The 14840-nt window shown below is 60.9% G+C and carries 12 protein-coding genes and 1 pseudogene; 7 read left to right on the top strand and 6 right to left on the bottom strand.

What is annotated here, in order from left to right; translation table 11 throughout:
- The first annotated feature begins 168 nt into the window (after window positions 1-168).
- The 6 genes from P3T43_RS18770 (at window position 169) to P3T43_RS18745 (ending at window position 7868) form a co-directional block, all read left to right on the top strand.
- On the top strand, window positions 169-1692 hold the full coding sequence (locus P3T43_RS18770; RefSeq protein ID WP_429282539.1) for a peptide MFS transporter: 1524 nt from the start codon (window positions 169-171) through the stop codon (window positions 1690-1692).
- Between the two features lie 188 nt (window positions 1693-1880).
- Entirely contained in the window at window positions 1881-3353 is a 1473-nt protein-coding gene (locus P3T43_RS18765) for a PLP-dependent aminotransferase family protein (protein WP_429282538.1), read from the top strand.
- A 345-nt stretch (window positions 3354-3698) separates the two neighbouring features.
- Window positions 3699-4148 carry an HU family DNA-binding protein gene (locus P3T43_RS18760; protein ID WP_429282537.1) on the top strand — a complete coding sequence of 150 codons (450 nt, stop codon included), beginning with the start codon at window positions 3699-3701 and terminating at the stop codon, window positions 4146-4148.
- A gap of 471 nt (window positions 4149-4619) precedes the next feature.
- A complete protein-coding gene (locus P3T43_RS18755) occupies window positions 4620-6029 on the top strand; it encodes a circularly permuted type 2 ATP-grasp protein (protein WP_429282536.1) in 1410 nt (469 codons plus the stop codon).
- A 78-nt stretch (window positions 6030-6107) separates the two neighbouring features.
- Window positions 6108-7058 carry an alpha-E domain-containing protein gene (locus P3T43_RS18750; RefSeq protein ID WP_429282535.1) on the top strand — a complete coding sequence of 317 codons (951 nt, stop codon included), beginning with the start codon at window positions 6108-6110 and terminating at the stop codon, window positions 7056-7058.
- 12 nt (window positions 7059-7070) lie between these two features.
- Window positions 7071-7868, top strand: a complete 798-nt coding sequence (locus P3T43_RS18745) for a transglutaminase family protein (RefSeq protein WP_429282534.1) — start codon at window positions 7071-7073, stop codon at window positions 7866-7868.
- A 127-nt stretch (window positions 7869-7995) separates the two neighbouring features.
- Here the strand turns inward: P3T43_RS18745 and P3T43_RS18740 are convergent, their stop codons facing one another.
- A complete protein-coding gene (locus P3T43_RS18740; RefSeq protein WP_429282533.1) occupies window positions 7996-8238 on the bottom strand; it encodes a hypothetical protein in 243 nt (80 codons plus the stop codon).
- 2 nt (window positions 8239-8240) lie between these two features.
- On the opposite strand from P3T43_RS18740, the gene P3T43_RS18735 reads away from it, so the two are divergent.
- Entirely contained in the window at window positions 8241-8456 is a 216-nt protein-coding gene (locus tag P3T43_RS18735; protein ID WP_429282532.1) for an SDR family NAD(P)-dependent oxidoreductase, read from the top strand.
- A gap of 135 nt (window positions 8457-8591) precedes the next feature.
- On the opposite strand, the gene P3T43_RS18730 is transcribed toward P3T43_RS18735, so the two are convergent.
- The 5 genes and pseudogenes from P3T43_RS18730 to P3T43_RS18710 all read right to left on the bottom strand — a co-directional run bounded on the left by P3T43_RS18730 (window position 8592) and on the right by P3T43_RS18710 (window position 14814).
- Window positions 8592-8891, bottom strand: coding sequence for a hypothetical protein (locus P3T43_RS18730; protein ID WP_429282531.1), 300 nt, complete (start codon window positions 8889-8891; stop codon window positions 8592-8594).
- Window positions 8892-9383: 492 nt separating this feature from the next.
- Window positions 9384-10394, bottom strand: a complete 1011-nt coding sequence (locus P3T43_RS18725) for an alcohol dehydrogenase catalytic domain-containing protein (protein ID WP_429282530.1) — start codon at window positions 10392-10394, stop codon at window positions 9384-9386.
- 72 nt (window positions 10395-10466) lie between these two features.
- Window positions 10467-11033 carry a hypothetical protein gene (locus P3T43_RS18720; RefSeq protein ID WP_429282529.1) on the bottom strand — a complete coding sequence of 189 codons (567 nt, stop codon included), beginning with the start codon at window positions 11031-11033 and terminating at the stop codon, window positions 10467-10469.
- Between the two features lie 565 nt (window positions 11034-11598).
- Window positions 11599-12183, bottom strand: a complete 585-nt coding sequence (locus tag P3T43_RS18715; RefSeq protein ID WP_429282528.1) for a DUF308 domain-containing protein — start codon at window positions 12181-12183, stop codon at window positions 11599-11601.
- Window positions 12184-12487: 304 nt separating this feature from the next.
- Window positions 12488-14814, bottom strand: a pseudogene (locus P3T43_RS18710) (putative bifunctional diguanylate cyclase/phosphodiesterase).
- Window positions 14815-14840 lie beyond the last annotated feature (26 nt).

The raw sequence follows: 14840 nt of genomic DNA, 5'->3' as shown, positions 1-14840 counted from the left end.
ACCGGTTCTCCTTTCCTTTCTGGGTGCCGAGCTTTGTTCTACGGATAAGCGTACGCATGCCGGCACGTCTGTGCGTCACGGCAGCCTGATATTTCCAGACCCAGTTTCCAGCGGCGCGCTCATTGAAACACGCCGCCGCAACCGTAAGAACAGAAAACGAGGCACACAATGAATTCAACCGTATCCCAGACTCGATCGTTTTTGACAGTATTCCTGATCGAGATGTGGGAGCGTTTCGGCTACTACGGGATGGCTGCGCTGCTGGTCCTGTTCATGATCGACAAGCTCGGCTTTACCGATAGTCACGCCACGCTCACCTGGGGCGCATTTACGGCGCTGGTGTATGCCGCGCCGTCGGTCGGCGGCTGGATTGGCGACAAGATTCTCGGTGCGCGCCGCACCATGGTGTTTGGCGCGTTGGTGCTGTCCTGCGGCTATCTGATGCTTGCCATGCCGGACGACCAGCTCAACTACATGTACGCCTCGCTGGGCGTGATCGTGGTGGGCAATGGCCTCTTCAAGGCGAATGCGGCGAACCTGGTGCGCCGTATCTATGAAGGCGACGACGCGCGGATCGACAGCGCGTTCACGATCTACTACATGGCGGTGAACATCGGTTCGACGGTGTCGATGCTCGCCACGCCCTGGATCAAGGATCACTGGGGCTGGCACGCGGCGTTTGCCGTGTGCTGCGCAGGCATGCTGCTCGCCGTGCTGAACTACTTCATCATGTTCCGCACCCTGGCGCACGTGGGTTCCGCACCGGATAACGAACCGGTCCGCTGGGGACGGGTGGGCGCGGTGGTGGTCGGCGGCGCAGCGTTGTGCCTCGCCACCATGTTCGTGCTGCAGCACAAGGCCATCGCGGTGGCTTGCGTGTACGCGGCCGGCGTCGCGATTCTGGGGATTTTCGGTTACATGCTCGCGAAATGCGAACATTCCGAACGCGCGGGCCTGATCGCGGCACTGGTCCTCACGTTGCAGGCCATCCTGTTCTTCATCTTCTATCAGCAGATGTCGACCTCGCTCACACTGTTCGCGGTGCGCAACGTCGATCCGCACTTTTCGGTGTTCGGCGTTTCGCTGTTCACGTGGAGCGCGGCCCAGTTCCAGGCGCTCAATCCGATCTGGATCATGTTGCTGAGCCCGATTCTCGCGGTGCTGTATACGAAATTGTCGAAGAGCGGCAATGACGTGTCGGTGGCGGTGAAGTATGCGATCGGCTTCGTGGTCGTCGCGGCGGGCTTTTTCGTCTATGCCGTGAGCGGCCGGTATGCGGTCGACGGCCGGGTGTCGTCGTGGTTCATGGTGGGCGGTTATGGGCTGTATTCGCTCGGCGAACTGCTGGTGAGCGGCCTGGGTCTCGCGATGATTGCGCGCTATGTGCCGGCCCGCATGAGCGGCTTCCTGATGGGCGCCTATTTCGTGGCAAGCGGTGTGTCCGGCTATCTGGGCAGCGTGGTGGCGAACTTCGCGCAGATGCCTTCCGGCGATCTCGATCCGCTGCAATCGCTGCCGCTCTACACGAAACTGTTCATGGGTCTCGGCTGGCTGGCGGCGCTCGGCGCGCTGGTCGCCGTGCTGCTGTTGCCGCTGATGAACCGTCTGTCGCGTGAGCATCATCGCAGCGCGAGTGAGGCACGCGATGCCGCGCGGGTGGCCAACGGGCTTTCGCCGGTGACTACGGAGTAACGCTGGGGCGGCTTGAATCCGGCTTTAATGCGGTTTCAATTCGCGCTGGTTGATAGAGAAGGGCGCGCCTGAACGGCGCGCCCTTCTGCCGTTTACGGCGGCATTTTGTATCCCCGTCGACGGGGGCCCCGAGCCGGAAACGGTCGTATAAGATAACGATCAATCGAATCATTCAGGTAGCCACTTCGATGGACATCCACATCACGATCGAGGGGCAGCACGACCTCGCGGGGCAGATCTACCGACAGTTGCGCGCGGGCATCGTCGAAGGACGTTTGACGGGTGGTACGCGTTTGCCGTCTACGCGTGACCTCGCAGCGCAACTCGGCGTCTCGCGCAAGACGACGCTCGATGTATTCGAGCGGCTGCTCGCCGAGGGATATCTGAGCGCGCGTTCGGGCTCGGGGACGTTCGTCGCGGACACTCTGCAGCGGCTACCCGCGCAGCGCTACGGCTACGTCCGGGCAGTCGAACCGACGCGCGTGCAGACGAAAGCCAGTCCAACGGTACGCGCGCGACCGCTCTGGGAGGAAATGCCGCCCAGATTGTCATTGCCGGGGCCGACGCATGCGCTCGCGCACGATTTCGTCGGCGGCAAGATAGACAAGTCGCTGTTCCCGTTCGACGTCTGGCGCCGCTGCATCAATCACGCCGTGCGCGCGCAGTCGCGCAGTCCAGGCATCTATCGCGAGGCGGCAGGCGAGCAGGAATTGCGTCTGGCCATCGCGCGCTATCTCGGCTTCAACCGCGCGGTCGTGTGCAACTGGGACGAAGTGATCGTCACCCAAGGCGCGCAGCACGCGCTCGACCTGATGGCGCGCGTCATCCTGCGTCCCGGCGAGGTGGCCGTGCTCGAAGATCCGGGTTATCCGCCCGCGCGGGCCTGTTTCGCCGCAGCGGGAGCGAAGATCGTTTCCGTGCCGGTGGACGCAGACGGTCTTGTCGTCGACAAGCTGCCGGACCATGCACGGCTCGTCTATGTGACGCCTTCGCATCAGTTTCCGCTGGGCATGCCGATGAGTCTCGAGCGACGCGTCGAGTTGCTGGAATGGGCGCAAAAAAGCGGTGCGGTCATCATCGAGGACGACTACGACAGCGAATACCGTTTCGAAGGACGGCCCATGGAGCCGTTGAAAAGTCTCGACCGCGCTGGGCTGGTTGCCTATATCGGCACGTTTTCGAAAACCATCTTTCCGGAATTGCGGGTGGGTTACGCGGTGCCGCCCGCATCGCTGCTCGGACCGCTTTGCATCGCGCGGCAAGTAGCGGACTGGCACGGCTGCACGCTCACGCAGACGGCGCTGGCGGCATTCATGCTGAACGGCGATTTCGCCAAGCATCTGCGGCGTATGCACAAGCTCTATGCCGAGCGTCGCGCGTGTCTGCTCGATCATCTGGATGGCGGGCTCGCGCCGTGGTTCGAAGCGGTGGTGCCGGCCTGCGGCATTCATCTGGCCGCTTACCTGAAGCGTCCGCTTGCCGAAGACGCGGTGATTGCGGCGGCGCGTGAAGCGTCAATCGGGCTATACGGGCTTGCCCGATTTCATCAGCGGGCGCGAGTGCAACCCGGTTTGATCTTCGGCTATGGAGGCATCGCCGTCGAGCAGATCGACGCCGCGCTGAACGCGCTGGCGAAGCTCATGCCGCGGCTCGCCAACTGAGCGGGGCGCACGTAAAGCGCAGCGAAGCGCGACAGCGTTGCGCTTGGCCACTCGCGGAAGCACCGCAAAAACAGCTAAAAGCAGGGGTTTCCCCAACCGCTCTGGCCCATCCGAACGTCCGTTTCGGGAAGCGAAACAGACGGGTGTCACGACTCGCCATTTCACGTTTACCCCCTGAAATACGGGTTAAAAAGTGTTGCGGAGTCGGCGCCGCGCAACAATCCGTAACGCTGATGCACAAAAGAGTCGCGCAAAACGCTATAGCGCTTGTAGAATCCGCCCTTGAAGCGTGCGCATCGTGCGGGCGCTTCTTGCATTCACTGACCAACAACAGGTAGGAGAAACATGCCGACTTCCGCAAAAAAGGTGGCCAAGAAGGCTGCTACGGTACCGACCAAGAAGGTTGCTGCAAAGAAAGTTCCTGCGAAGAAAGCTGTCGCAGCTAAGAAGGTCGCCGTGAAGGCGTCCGGCGCCGCGTCGCCGATCAAGGACACCTTCACGAAGGCCTCGCTGGCTGCACACGTCGCAGAACGTGCTGCTGTTGAACCGAAGGCTGCCAAGGCCGTGCTGGCCGCGCTCGAAGATACGATCCTCGGCGCAGTCCACAAGAAGGGTGCTGGCGAATTCACGCTGTCGGGTCTTCTGAAGATCGTCGTGCAAGCTGTCCCGGCGAAGAAGCGTCGCTTCGGCAAAGATCCGTTCACGGGTGAAGAGCGTTGGTTCCCGGCCAAGCCGGCTAGCGTGCGCATCAAGGCACGTCCGCTGAAGAAGCTGAAAGACGCAGCAGCAGCGTAATCGTGCACGGCGCCCCGTTCGTTTTCGAATGACCGCGGGCGCCACGCCGATACTCACGCGCTGAATCCGCTGGATCTTCAGGCAGTGCAAAAATCCCCACGGGTGCGAATCCGTGGGGATTTTTTATTGCAGTTGCAGTTTTACGGCAGCGCGCTTTCTACGTCCGTGTTACCCGCGTGTTACTCACTTGTGTTCCGTTTGTCGCGCAGGCATTACCCATTAGTGTCCCAATGATGCCCCACGGATGAGTGGGAAGACGCCACGCCTATGCATGGGTTGCACCGCAGTAGCGCATTGCGATCCGGCGCAGTACGATGGTGCAGAAGCCGTGCCGGCCGTATGCGCTGTTCGTGTGCATCCACCTCGGTTTGCGTACGGAAAGCCAATGGCATAGCGCTTGCTTGAATGCTGGTTGAACACCGAATGCGCAGCGCATTCGCCTTCTATCCGACACAAAGAGCGGGGCGTGACATGCGATGCTATGACGAGATGCGTCATGATGACGAAGGCGTGCGACCTCATTACGCGCGCTTCGAACGCTGGCTCGTGAAGCAGGGCAACGAGGCAATCGCGCGCAAGCGCGCGGAGGCGGATCTGTTGTTCCGCCGCGTGGGGATTACCTTCGCGGTCAACGGCGATCTGTCCGGCACGGAGCGGCTCATTCCGTTCGATCTGATCCCGCGCATCATTCCGCGCAGCGAATGGCAGACCCTCGAAGCAGGGCTGCGGCAGCGCGTCCAGGCGCTCAACCTGTTCATCCACGACGTCTATCACGACCGCGACATCGTGCGCGCGGGCATCGTTCCGGCCGAACAGGTGTACACCAATGCGCAGTACCGGCCGGAGATGCAGGGCGTCAAGGTGCCGCTCGGTGTTTACGCGCACATTGCCGGTGTCGATGTGGTGCGGGCCGGCGAGGACGGCGCTTTCTACGTTCTCGAAGATAATCTGCGGGTCCCCTCCGGCGTGTCCTACATGCTGGAAAACCGCAAGATGATGATGCGGTTGTTCCCCGAGCTTTTCGTGCAAAACCGGATTGCGCCGGTGGCGCATTATCCCGATCTGCTGCTCGACACCTTGCGTTCGGTCGCGCCCGAAGGCGTCGACGATCCGGTCGTGGTGGTGCTCACGCCAGGCATGTACAACTCGGCGTATTTCGAGCACACCTTTCTCGCCCAGCAAATGGGCGTGGAGCTGGTGGAGGGCAAAGATCTCTTCGTCGACGACAACTACGTTTTCATGCGCACGACCCAGGGGCCGAAGCGCGTCGATGTGATCTATCGTCGCGTGGACGACGACTTTCTCGATCCGCTCGCGTTCCGCGCCGATTCGGCGCTCGGCGTGCCGGGCCTTCTGACGGCATACCGGGCGGGGCGTGTGGCGCTCGCCAACGCGATGGGCACCGGCATTGCCGACGACAAATCGATCTATCCGTACGTGCCGGAAATGATCGAGTTTTACCTCGGCGAGAAGCCGGTCCTGAACAACGTGCCGACCTTCCAATGCCGCAAGCCGGACGATCTGGCCTACACGCTCGCGCATCTGCCCGAACTGGTGGTCAAGGAAGTGCATGGCGCCGGCGGCTACGGGATGCTGGTCGGGCCGGCCTCGACCGCAGCGGAAATCGAAGCGTTCCGCGCGCGTTTGCTCGCGCGGCCGGCGGGCTATATTGCGCAGCCTACGCTCGCGCTGTCGGCGTGCCCGACCTTTGTCGAGGCGGGCATCGCGCCGCGCCATATCGATCTGCGTCCGTTCGTGCTGTCCGGCAAGTCCGTCACAATGTGCGCGGGCGGGCTGACCCGTGTGGCGTTGCAGGAGGGGTCGCTGGTGGTGAATTCGTCGCAGGGAGGCGGCACCAAAGATACCTGGATGGTCGACTGAAGGGGTTGCGGGTTCTGCCCGCGACACGGAAAGCCGGCGGCAGGTCCGCCGGCGCGTCATCAAAAATGGAACGCCGTCATGCTAAGCCGCACTGCCGACCACCTCTTCTGGATGGCCCGTTACATGGAGCGCGCCGAGAACACCGCGCGCATGCTCGACATCAACCTGAAGGCGCTGCTGTTGCCGCAGACGCCCGATCAGGAGGCCCGCGCGCAGCGTTCGGTGCTGCGTATCTCCGAACTCGAAGCCGCCTTCGCGCAACGCTACGACGAACCGACGCGCGAATACGTGCTCGATTTCATGGTGGCGGACTCGACCAATCCGTCGAGCATTCATTCCTGCCTGCAGGCCGCGCGTGAAAACGCCCGCGCCGTGCGCGGCACGTTGACCACCGAATGGTGGGAGACGATCAACGACACCTGGCTTGGCTTCAACGAACGCACCGCCGCCGGGCAACTGAGCGCCAATCCGGATGAACTGTTCGAGTGGGTCAAGTTCCGCTCGCACCTTTCGCGCGGCGTGACGATCGGCACCGCGTTGCAGGACGACGCGTTCTTTTTCACGCAGCTCGGCACGTATCTCGAGCGGGCGGACAACACCGCGCGAATTCTCGACGTGCGCTTCGCCGACGTCGAACCGAATTCGCGCGACGCTGCCCGCCAGCTCGAAGACTTCTACTACTGGACGTCGATTCTCAGTTCGGTGTCGGCGCTGGAGATCTATCGCAAGGTCTATCGCGACGTCGTCACGCCCGCACGCGTGGTCGAACTGATGATCCTGAACCAGCAGATGCCGCGCTCGCTGCTCGCCTCGCTGGAGGGCGTATGCGTCAATCTGGCGATGCTGCGCACCTCGGGCTCGAACCAGTGCGAGCGCTTTGCCGGCAAACTGCGTGCGGAGCTGGTGTACTCCGACATCCGGCAGATCTTCGAAGCGGGCCTGCACGCGTACCTGAACCAGTTTCTTGCCCGCGTGTTCGAACTCGGCAATCTGGTGGCGCGGACCTATCTGATGTTGCCAGTTGCCTGACGGAGTTTTTTTATGTACCTGACGATCCGCCACGACACCGCCTATCGCTACGAAGCGACGGTTCATTACTCGATCCAGCAGTTGCGCCTCACGCCGTCCAGCGGCGCGTCGCAGACCGTGCGGCGCTGGAGTATCGACGCGCCCGGCAAGCTCGACGCCACCTTCGACGCCTACGGCAACGTGCTGCACACGCTGGTGCTGAACAAGCCACATAGCGAGATCCGTCTGCACGTGTCGGGAGAGATCGACACGATTCCGCTCGTTGACGGGCTCTTGCGCGATGCGGTGGGTCCGGTGCCGCTCGAGCATTACACCTGCTGCACGCGTCTGACCGAAGCGGATGGCGCCATCCGCGAGCTGGCGCAGTCGGTGCCTTTGCTCGGCTCGCGCGAGGGGCTCATCAAGCTGTCCGAGGCGATCGTGGAGCGCGTGAAATACCAGCCAGGCACGACGGACGTGACCAGCACGGCGTCCGAGGCGCTCGCGCTCGGCACGGGTGTCTGTCAGGACCATGCGCACCTGCTGCTGGCCTGCTGCCGCGTACGCGGCTTCCCGGCGCGTTACGTGAGCGGCTATATCGAGCCGGGTGAGGCGCCGCAGGCCGCGAGTCACGGGTGGGTCGACGTCTGGCTCGACGCCGGTTGGATTTCCGTCGACGTGACGCGCGCCGCGTTTGCCAGCGAAGCTTACTGCCGGCTGGCGGCGGCGCGTGACTACGAAGCGGCTGCGCCGGTGCGTGGCCGGCGTATTGGCGGTCTTGAAGAGAAATTGAATGTCACGGTTTCGGTGAGCGCGCTGGCGCCTCAATAAGGTTAGCCGCTCACAGTCCCTTGCTGACCGACCTGTGGCCGATGCGGTCGGCTCAGGACGATCCATTTCAGCCCGTCGCCTTTCCGCTAAGCGGCCGCTCATGATAGCTAGCAATGCTTAGGACTATTCAATACGTCGGAAACGTCGGAATGGAACCGATAGCATCTACGTCAGTCGAGATGCTGACCGCTTGCCAACGATCTGCATCGGCTGCTCTTGCCTGCTCCGCTTGACGCGCGAAATGGAAAGCGTCGCTTCCGAGGAGAATGTGCGGCGGCACCGTCTCCGTGTCGGCGATCCGGAGAATAACCTGTGCAACCTTGATGGGGTCCCCAGACTCGTTGCCCCAATAGCCCTCCAGCTGTTTCATGCTTGCACCGACTTGCCGAGGCAGCTTTGGCCGCCGGAAACCAGGTCGTCGCGACCGCCCACAACGTCCGTCAGCGGGACGAACTGGTAGCGCAATACGGCGCGAATGTCCGGGCGGTCGAGCTCGATGTCACGGACGAGTCTCAAGGTCAGGCGGCCGTCGATGCAGCGATCGATAGCTTCGGGCGACTCGACGTGCTCGTAAACAATGCTGGGTAGCTTCCGCTTCCAGTAATTAGCCAAACTTTAGACATGTTGAACTTAGTCGTCGCCGGATAATTGTCAAGTGCTTCTGCTTCGTTACAGTGCTCGCCCGATCCCAACGGGCGATCGGGTGACATGGACATGGAAATATTATTGCAGGGTGTGGACGCTGCTTATCACCTCATCATCGTCCTCGTCGGACAACCCTTGATCAAGGATCGCGCATCGAAAGTCTGACTTGACGCGAAGGATGGCAGATTCAATGCGTGAATCACCGCGATAGGAACTCAGGCGAGTATTGATCGCCTCTTCGACGGCCAGAATGGCCTGCTCGACACTGTCCGGATCATCGCTATCGAATCCGACCTCAACTTCAATGCTATCCAGCAGATTTAACGCTGTTGCGATGTCTTCTGAAGCAACGAATAGCGTCTCGGCATTTTCTCTCATCGATCTTCCCCGTTGAGTTGTCTAGTGTCTTCAGACAGGTGCGAGCTGCACGGCTATCGTTACACATCCAAACCAACATTGCAGGGCGACGGTGTTGGGTGATGGGTTTGAAACAACAGTGGGTTGCTGTACGCTGTAAAGCGAATAGAATTGAAGGTTCCAGCTTCAGGCCATGATCATTGCGATCAGGAAAAGATTCCGCAAGGCTGACGCTGTCGTCGTGCGCTCAGCGACATAGGCGCCCTCCCGGTGCGTTCTCCTGGGCCAATACTTCCCCGGCTTTTTTGCCTCGGCGGGGCGCATCGTCGCCCACATGTGCCGTTCGGACTTATCGCACAACCATGACTGCTTCCTGCGTACAACGGCCGCTTAGATGGAGCAGAGATCGGACGCTCAAGCGTTGACCCCGCTCCATAACCTGCCGTTCATTCGTGCATAGACGTGCGCATTCCAGCCGCGTTTGTCAGCGATGACCCGCGATATTCCACTCCACTAATCCGAAGCGAGGAGGATCGCTCCGTTGCGATTTTCGCGCTCGAGGTGCTCGACCGCGTTGGCGAACCGCGCCAGATCATATTCGGCCTCCACTTCGAATTTTTCAGGCGAGTTGCGGCCGATTTCGATCGCCTCCGCCACATCGTCACGCCGCTGTTCGGCCGAAGTGTTCTGTACCCAGCGTGAAGACGACACGCCTTTAAGCATGATCTCCCGAGGCACCGCAGCAAACGGAAATGTAATCGGATTCGAAGACATTGCGCCGTAAAGCAAAAGAGTTCCGCCGTCGTCGAGCAGCGAAACGAGATCGCCGATCATCGCTCCGCCGACTGGATCCATGATGACCTGAAGCGGCCGCGATCCTGCCGCGTGGCGCAGTTGTTCGAGCCAGTCGGGATCGGCCGTTGAAACGACAGGCAGATCCGGGAACCGACGGGACAGGATATTCGCCCCGTTTTCACTTCGAACCGTGCCCATCACTTTCAGGCCGCGCCTGTGTGCCGCGATCGTCAGGAAGCGCGCTACCGACGATCCAGCCGCATTCAGGAGAATCGGTATATCACGACCCGCGTCCGGCACTGCGCGGTGTGCTTCACGCAGCAACATCAGCGCGATCACGGCGTTCGGGAGCATCTGGACGGCGATAGCGTCGGGCAAATCATCCGGGATGGGTGTCACAAGTTCGGCGCGCGTCCTGATACGCTCTGCCCATGCACCCGGGCTCGGATTAAAAATCACACGCATGCCCGGCTTCACACTTGCAGAATCCACTCCTTCGCCCACCGTCTCGACGACGCCGACGCCATCCGCGCCAGGGATCAGGAATCCGTCTGCGGGCAGCGGGATATTGAACTTCCCTCGAACCATCATGAGATTGCCTGGATGAAGCTGACGCCTGGTCACGCGAACTACGACTTCGCCGGGCCCGGGTGGTGTTGGATCAGGCAAGGTTTTAAGTTCGAGAACTTTCTCGGGGTCGCCGAAGCGGGTAAAGACAATGGCTTTCATTACTTTCACTCCACGTTAAGGTCGTAGAGGGAGATTAGGCATTTCATTGCACGGTGATTAGGGGGTATTCGACTAGCGGAAACCATAGACCAGGACCTTTTTACCCTCAAAACTCACTTGCACGCCTAACTGGCAATTCGATGAACACGTCGTGCCGTTGGCGGTCGGCCCGGCGGCCGGGACGGTCTCCTTGGCGATAATCGCTTTGACGACCGTCCCGTCGTCAGCGACAACCATTTCCAGGTCAAGCACGACGCCGGACGGCACGGGGCCGGCGGTGTACTTGATCTGCATGGTACCGGTGCAATCGGGGTTCACCGTGTGGGTGCCGGTCTGATTCGGATTGAATGCAGTCTGCCCGCCCTTCGGAACCCCGTTCATGTTGCCGAAGTCGGTCCGTGTGAAATTCCCCATGCCGTCGAATGTCACGATGGCGACGTCATTAAGGACGGACGGAGTGGCGAACGGGAGTAGCGTGCCCGTTGCATCCAGCAATCCAAGAACTTCCCCCTGCGCGCTAAATCCATACGGTCCCTTTAGCGTTGCGTTCGAACACAGGCCACCGGCCTGCGCGGCACCACTGAGTGAGAGAAGCGCAATGGCTATTGCTGACAAAGCGCTTAAATGCCTGATCTTCATGTTCATCTCCTTCACCGAATTACGCACTTGATTTCGGAAGGCGCAGGAGTTCTCATTGCCTGGCGGAATTAGGCGCGCCATTCGGAGAAATGAAACTTAAGCGGCCGCAGTTATGCGTGACTATCGCCGTTTGCGAAGCCAGTGATGAGAGAACGGGGGACCGTCGACGCGGCCGTCTGTTCGGGAATGTGGGGCGAGAAAGCCTCAACTTGGGACAAAGTAACGAATGGCGAAACACTCCACCAAGCGGTTATTTTCCGCTTGGTGTTGGCGGACACGTGCTGAGGGGCGCACGAAACGCCGCACATTAGTGACTTCGTGGGTCGGCGACGCATTAAGAGCGCGTCGCGAAAACCAGTATGGTTCAGGATGTTGTCGAGTGCGAAATGAATATCGGACAAACGCGGAACTCACTGAACGCGGTGAGCGAGGGTCGAAGCACCACGCCGCCAACACGTAAAACGTCCCATTGCGTAGCGGTCGATTCGATCCATACTGGCATTGATCTCGTAGTGATCGTCGAATCGCAGCGCCGGCGAAAAGACGGCCACGATAATCCGGCTATTCAATGCGTCGATGCAAACTTGCGCCGCAGTTGGCCGCCCGATAGCCACAACGCAGAGACAAGAAAATAGATCGCGCCGACACCTGCATAGCCGGCCACTTTGATAATCGCCGGGGGCACCGACGCATGGGCCTGCGCGATAAAAAACGCGCCCGCCAGCGCCGACTGGCCCCCGCTCAAAATCATTGCCCACTGCGCACCAAAACGCTTCCAGCGGCGGACGGCGGTGCCGAGTTGAAGTAATCCGGACAAAACGGCCCAGACTCCGAATACGTCAAGGACCAGGTTTGTGTTGACGCTCAACACCACAATCACCGCAATCGCTATCACCGCGCTAGCGAAGACGTTGAAAGCCTGCGTAAGGTTTTCGCGCATTCCACCGCTACGCGACATATCGACGTAGTTGGCCAGCGCATCCCATACCGGATAGATGATGAGGAGTGCTGCCCCAATCGCCGTGACGTGCTGCCCGATGGCGAACGCGAGCACGACCCATACGACGGAAAACGCGGCACGCGAAAAGTAATAGCGTTTGAGCCACTGCTCACCCTGAAAGCGGGTGGCATCCGAAAGATGATCAGCCATTGAAACTCCTTTCAATTTTGTCGACCGTGTCGATTTGAACGACGCGCCAGTTGCTCGCTGCGGTGGGCTGTCGGCGGAATCGCACCAGCGTCATCGCAACAGGAAGCCCGCATTGATGGAGATGATGGCACTCGGCCGGTCTTGATAGCATCGGTCGAATGACCGATAAGCGCGGGCCGAACTCATATGGATGGGGGGAGGCGAGAATCATCACGGAACGACAGTTGCACCGGCGCAGCGCATTGGGGACGCACGACACCGGTCTCGACGCGTCGATTACGCCGGATAACGCGGAAACGACTGCTTAAACAGTCGCCTTATGGCGGACGGGGTCCGATGCAAGTCCCAGTTCCTGGTTGTTCGACTGCGCGATCGCCCAATCGATCAACCATGCCTCGAGCTTCAGCGGCGGCAGTGGGCGCGTCAAGAGGTAGCCCTGGACGAGATCGCAGCGCAACTCGCGCAGGCGCGTCAGCATCTCTTCACTCTCCACACCTTCGGCGACCACCTTCAGGCCCATATTGTGCGCGAGATCGATGGTGGAGCGGACAATAGTTTCGTCGTCCTTATGCTCTGTCAACCCATCACGAACGACTTGTCGATCTTCAGTTCGTCGACCGGCATGCGCTTCAGATAGGACAGCGATGAATAGCCCGTGCCGAAGTCGTCCACCGCGAGGCGGATGCCGAGGGCATGCAGGCGATCAAGTGTCTCGATGGCGTGATTCGGATCGTCCATGATCGCGCTTTCGGTAATTTCGATCCACAGCATCTCTGGTGCGACCGCGTGTTTCGCCAACAGGGCGCCGAACGTATCGGGAAGCGTCGACTGGATCAGCTCGCGCGCCGATACGTTGACTGAGACGGCGAGGTCGATACCCGCCGCGTGCCATGCGGCGACCTGGCCAATCGCCTTGTCAGCGACCCATTGCGAAATCACCTTGATATAGCCGGTTTGTTCGGCGAACGGAATGAACTGGTCCGGGGCGACGAAACCGCGTGTCGGATGGTCCCAGCGCACCAGTGCTTCGACATGCTTCACGCTACCCGTCGCAAGATCGAGCTTCGGCTGGTAGTAGAGCGTCAGCTGATCGTGTTCTACGGCCTGGCGCAACTCGCTCATCAGCGAAAGCCGCTCTGCATTGTTCTGATCGTGCTTCTCGTCATATAGCGCGTAGCCGGTGTTCGAGCGCTTTGCGACGTACATCGCAATATCGGCGCGGCGCATCAACACATTCATATCGGTGCCGTGCTGTGGGAACGCGACAATGCCGATGCTCGCACCCACGTCGACCAGTTGGCCCTCGATCATGATGGGCTGCTCCAGCGTCTTCAGCAGATGGGTCGCAACGCGTTGCGCACCTTCACTCGTGTCGCCCAGCAAAAGCACAGCGAACTCGTCACCGCCTAGCCGTGCGACGAGATCCGTGCCTCGCAGCGCGGCGCGCAAGCGCGTCGCGACTTCGCACAGCAGCAGATCGCCGATCGGATGACCGAGCGTGTCGTTCACCAGCTTGAACCGGTCGAGGTCCATCATCATCACGCTGAAAGCGCTCGCGGGCTTGCGGCGGTCGGCGTCGGGCTGCGACTCGACGATCGCGGCCTGCAATCGTTCGTTGAACATGGCGCGATTCGCCAGCCCCGTCAGTCGATCCATGTAGGCGAGTTCAACGATGTGACGTTCGCGCTCGGATATCGCGGCCTGCATGTGATTGAATGCCTTCGCCAGTTCACCGAGTTCGTCCTGACGCGAAATTTCGATCGGTTCGTTGTACTCACCCTGTCCGATGCGGCGCGAGAAGCGCGTGAGCGCGGCCACGGGTCGAGTCACGCTACGCGCGGTCAGCACGCTTCCGGCAATCGAGAGGAGCACACCGAACGCGGTAATCATCAGCAACGTGGTCTGCAACTGGTGAAACGGTGCCATGGCTTCGCGCAGGGAACGCTGGAGCATCACGGCGGTCGGCTCGCCGCTCGACTGCAGAGGCACGACCCGCGTCGCATAGTTGTCGTCGGCGATATCGGCGATGCCTGTGCGGGCGTGCTCGCCGTCGTGCAGGGAACTGGCCAGCACGTTCCAGCGGCCGTCGGCGCGGCGATCGAGAAAGGACACGTTGAGTGACGTGAGGCTCGCCATATCTCTTGCCACGTTATCGTCGATCAGAAAACCCATCGCAACCCAGGCAACGGTGAGGGGCGCTTTGACGGGCACAGCGACCACCTGATACAGCTTGCCGTCAACCGCGACGATCGACGATGAGTCGCCTTGCCCGGCCGCCGCATGAATCAGACTCCTCAGCGGAAACGGTGCGCCGGCTTGCGACACGCCGCGGCTGTCCGCGATCAGCTTGCCATCGAGATCGGCGAGCATGACGACGTCGGCGTCGATTCGCGCGCCGTGATTGTGCAGCGCCGACACGACGGTGTTTTCATCGTGCGTCGCGACAGCCTCGCGGAAGCCGAAGTCCGCGGCCACGACGACAGCCGCCTGCGTCAGCTTTTCGCCGTTTGAACGCAGCACCTGGCGGAACACACGTTCCGCCACGACCAGTTCCTGCTCCGCATTGCTGCGTGCATTCGTACGGATGACTGTGCTGATCACGCCGAAGCCTGCAAGTTGTGCGGCCAGCATCAGCAGCACGACGACACTCGCAATCT

This window comes from Paraburkholderia sp. GAS41 (assembly GCF_050436545.1).
Taxonomy (GTDB): Bacteria; Pseudomonadota; Gammaproteobacteria; order Burkholderiales; family Burkholderiaceae; genus Paraburkholderia.
This window is presented reverse-complemented; position numbering and strand designations above follow the sequence as displayed.

What these genes read in the sequence shown, in the direction of transcription:
- P3T43_RS18765 (WP_429282538.1), top strand. Translation starts at nt 1,881, where the DNA reads ATGGACATCCACATCACGATCGAGGGGCAGCACGACCTCGCGGGGCAG.
- P3T43_RS18755 (WP_429282536.1), top strand. Translation starts at nt 4,620, where the DNA reads ATGCGATGCTATGACGAGATGCGTCATGATGACGAAGGCGTGCGACCT.
- P3T43_RS18750 (WP_429282535.1), top strand. Translation starts at nt 6,108, where the DNA reads ATGCTAAGCCGCACTGCCGACCACCTCTTCTGGATGGCCCGTTACATG.
- P3T43_RS18725 (WP_429282530.1), bottom strand. Translation starts at nt 10,394, where the DNA reads ATGAAAGCCATTGTCTTTACCCGCTTCGGCGACCCCGAGAAAGTTCTC.
- P3T43_RS18770 (WP_429282539.1), top strand. Translation starts at nt 169, where the DNA reads ATGAATTCAACCGTATCCCAGACTCGATCGTTTTTGACAGTATTCCTG.
- P3T43_RS18720 (WP_429282529.1), bottom strand. Translation starts at nt 11,033, where the DNA reads ATGAAGATCAGGCATTTAAGCGCTTTGTCAGCAATAGCCATTGCGCTT.
- P3T43_RS18730 (WP_429282531.1), bottom strand. Translation starts at nt 8,891, where the DNA reads ATGAGAGAAAATGCCGAGACGCTATTCGTTGCTTCAGAAGACATCGCA.
- P3T43_RS18740 (WP_429282533.1), bottom strand. Translation starts at nt 8,238, where the DNA reads ATGAAACAGCTGGAGGGCTATTGGGGCAACGAGTCTGGGGACCCCATC.
- P3T43_RS18760 (WP_429282537.1), top strand. Translation starts at nt 3,699, where the DNA reads ATGCCGACTTCCGCAAAAAAGGTGGCCAAGAAGGCTGCTACGGTACCG.
- P3T43_RS18745 (WP_429282534.1), top strand. Translation starts at nt 7,071, where the DNA reads ATGTACCTGACGATCCGCCACGACACCGCCTATCGCTACGAAGCGACG.
- P3T43_RS18715 (WP_429282528.1), bottom strand. Translation starts at nt 12,183, where the DNA reads ATGGCTGATCATCTTTCGGATGCCACCCGCTTTCAGGGTGAGCAGTGG.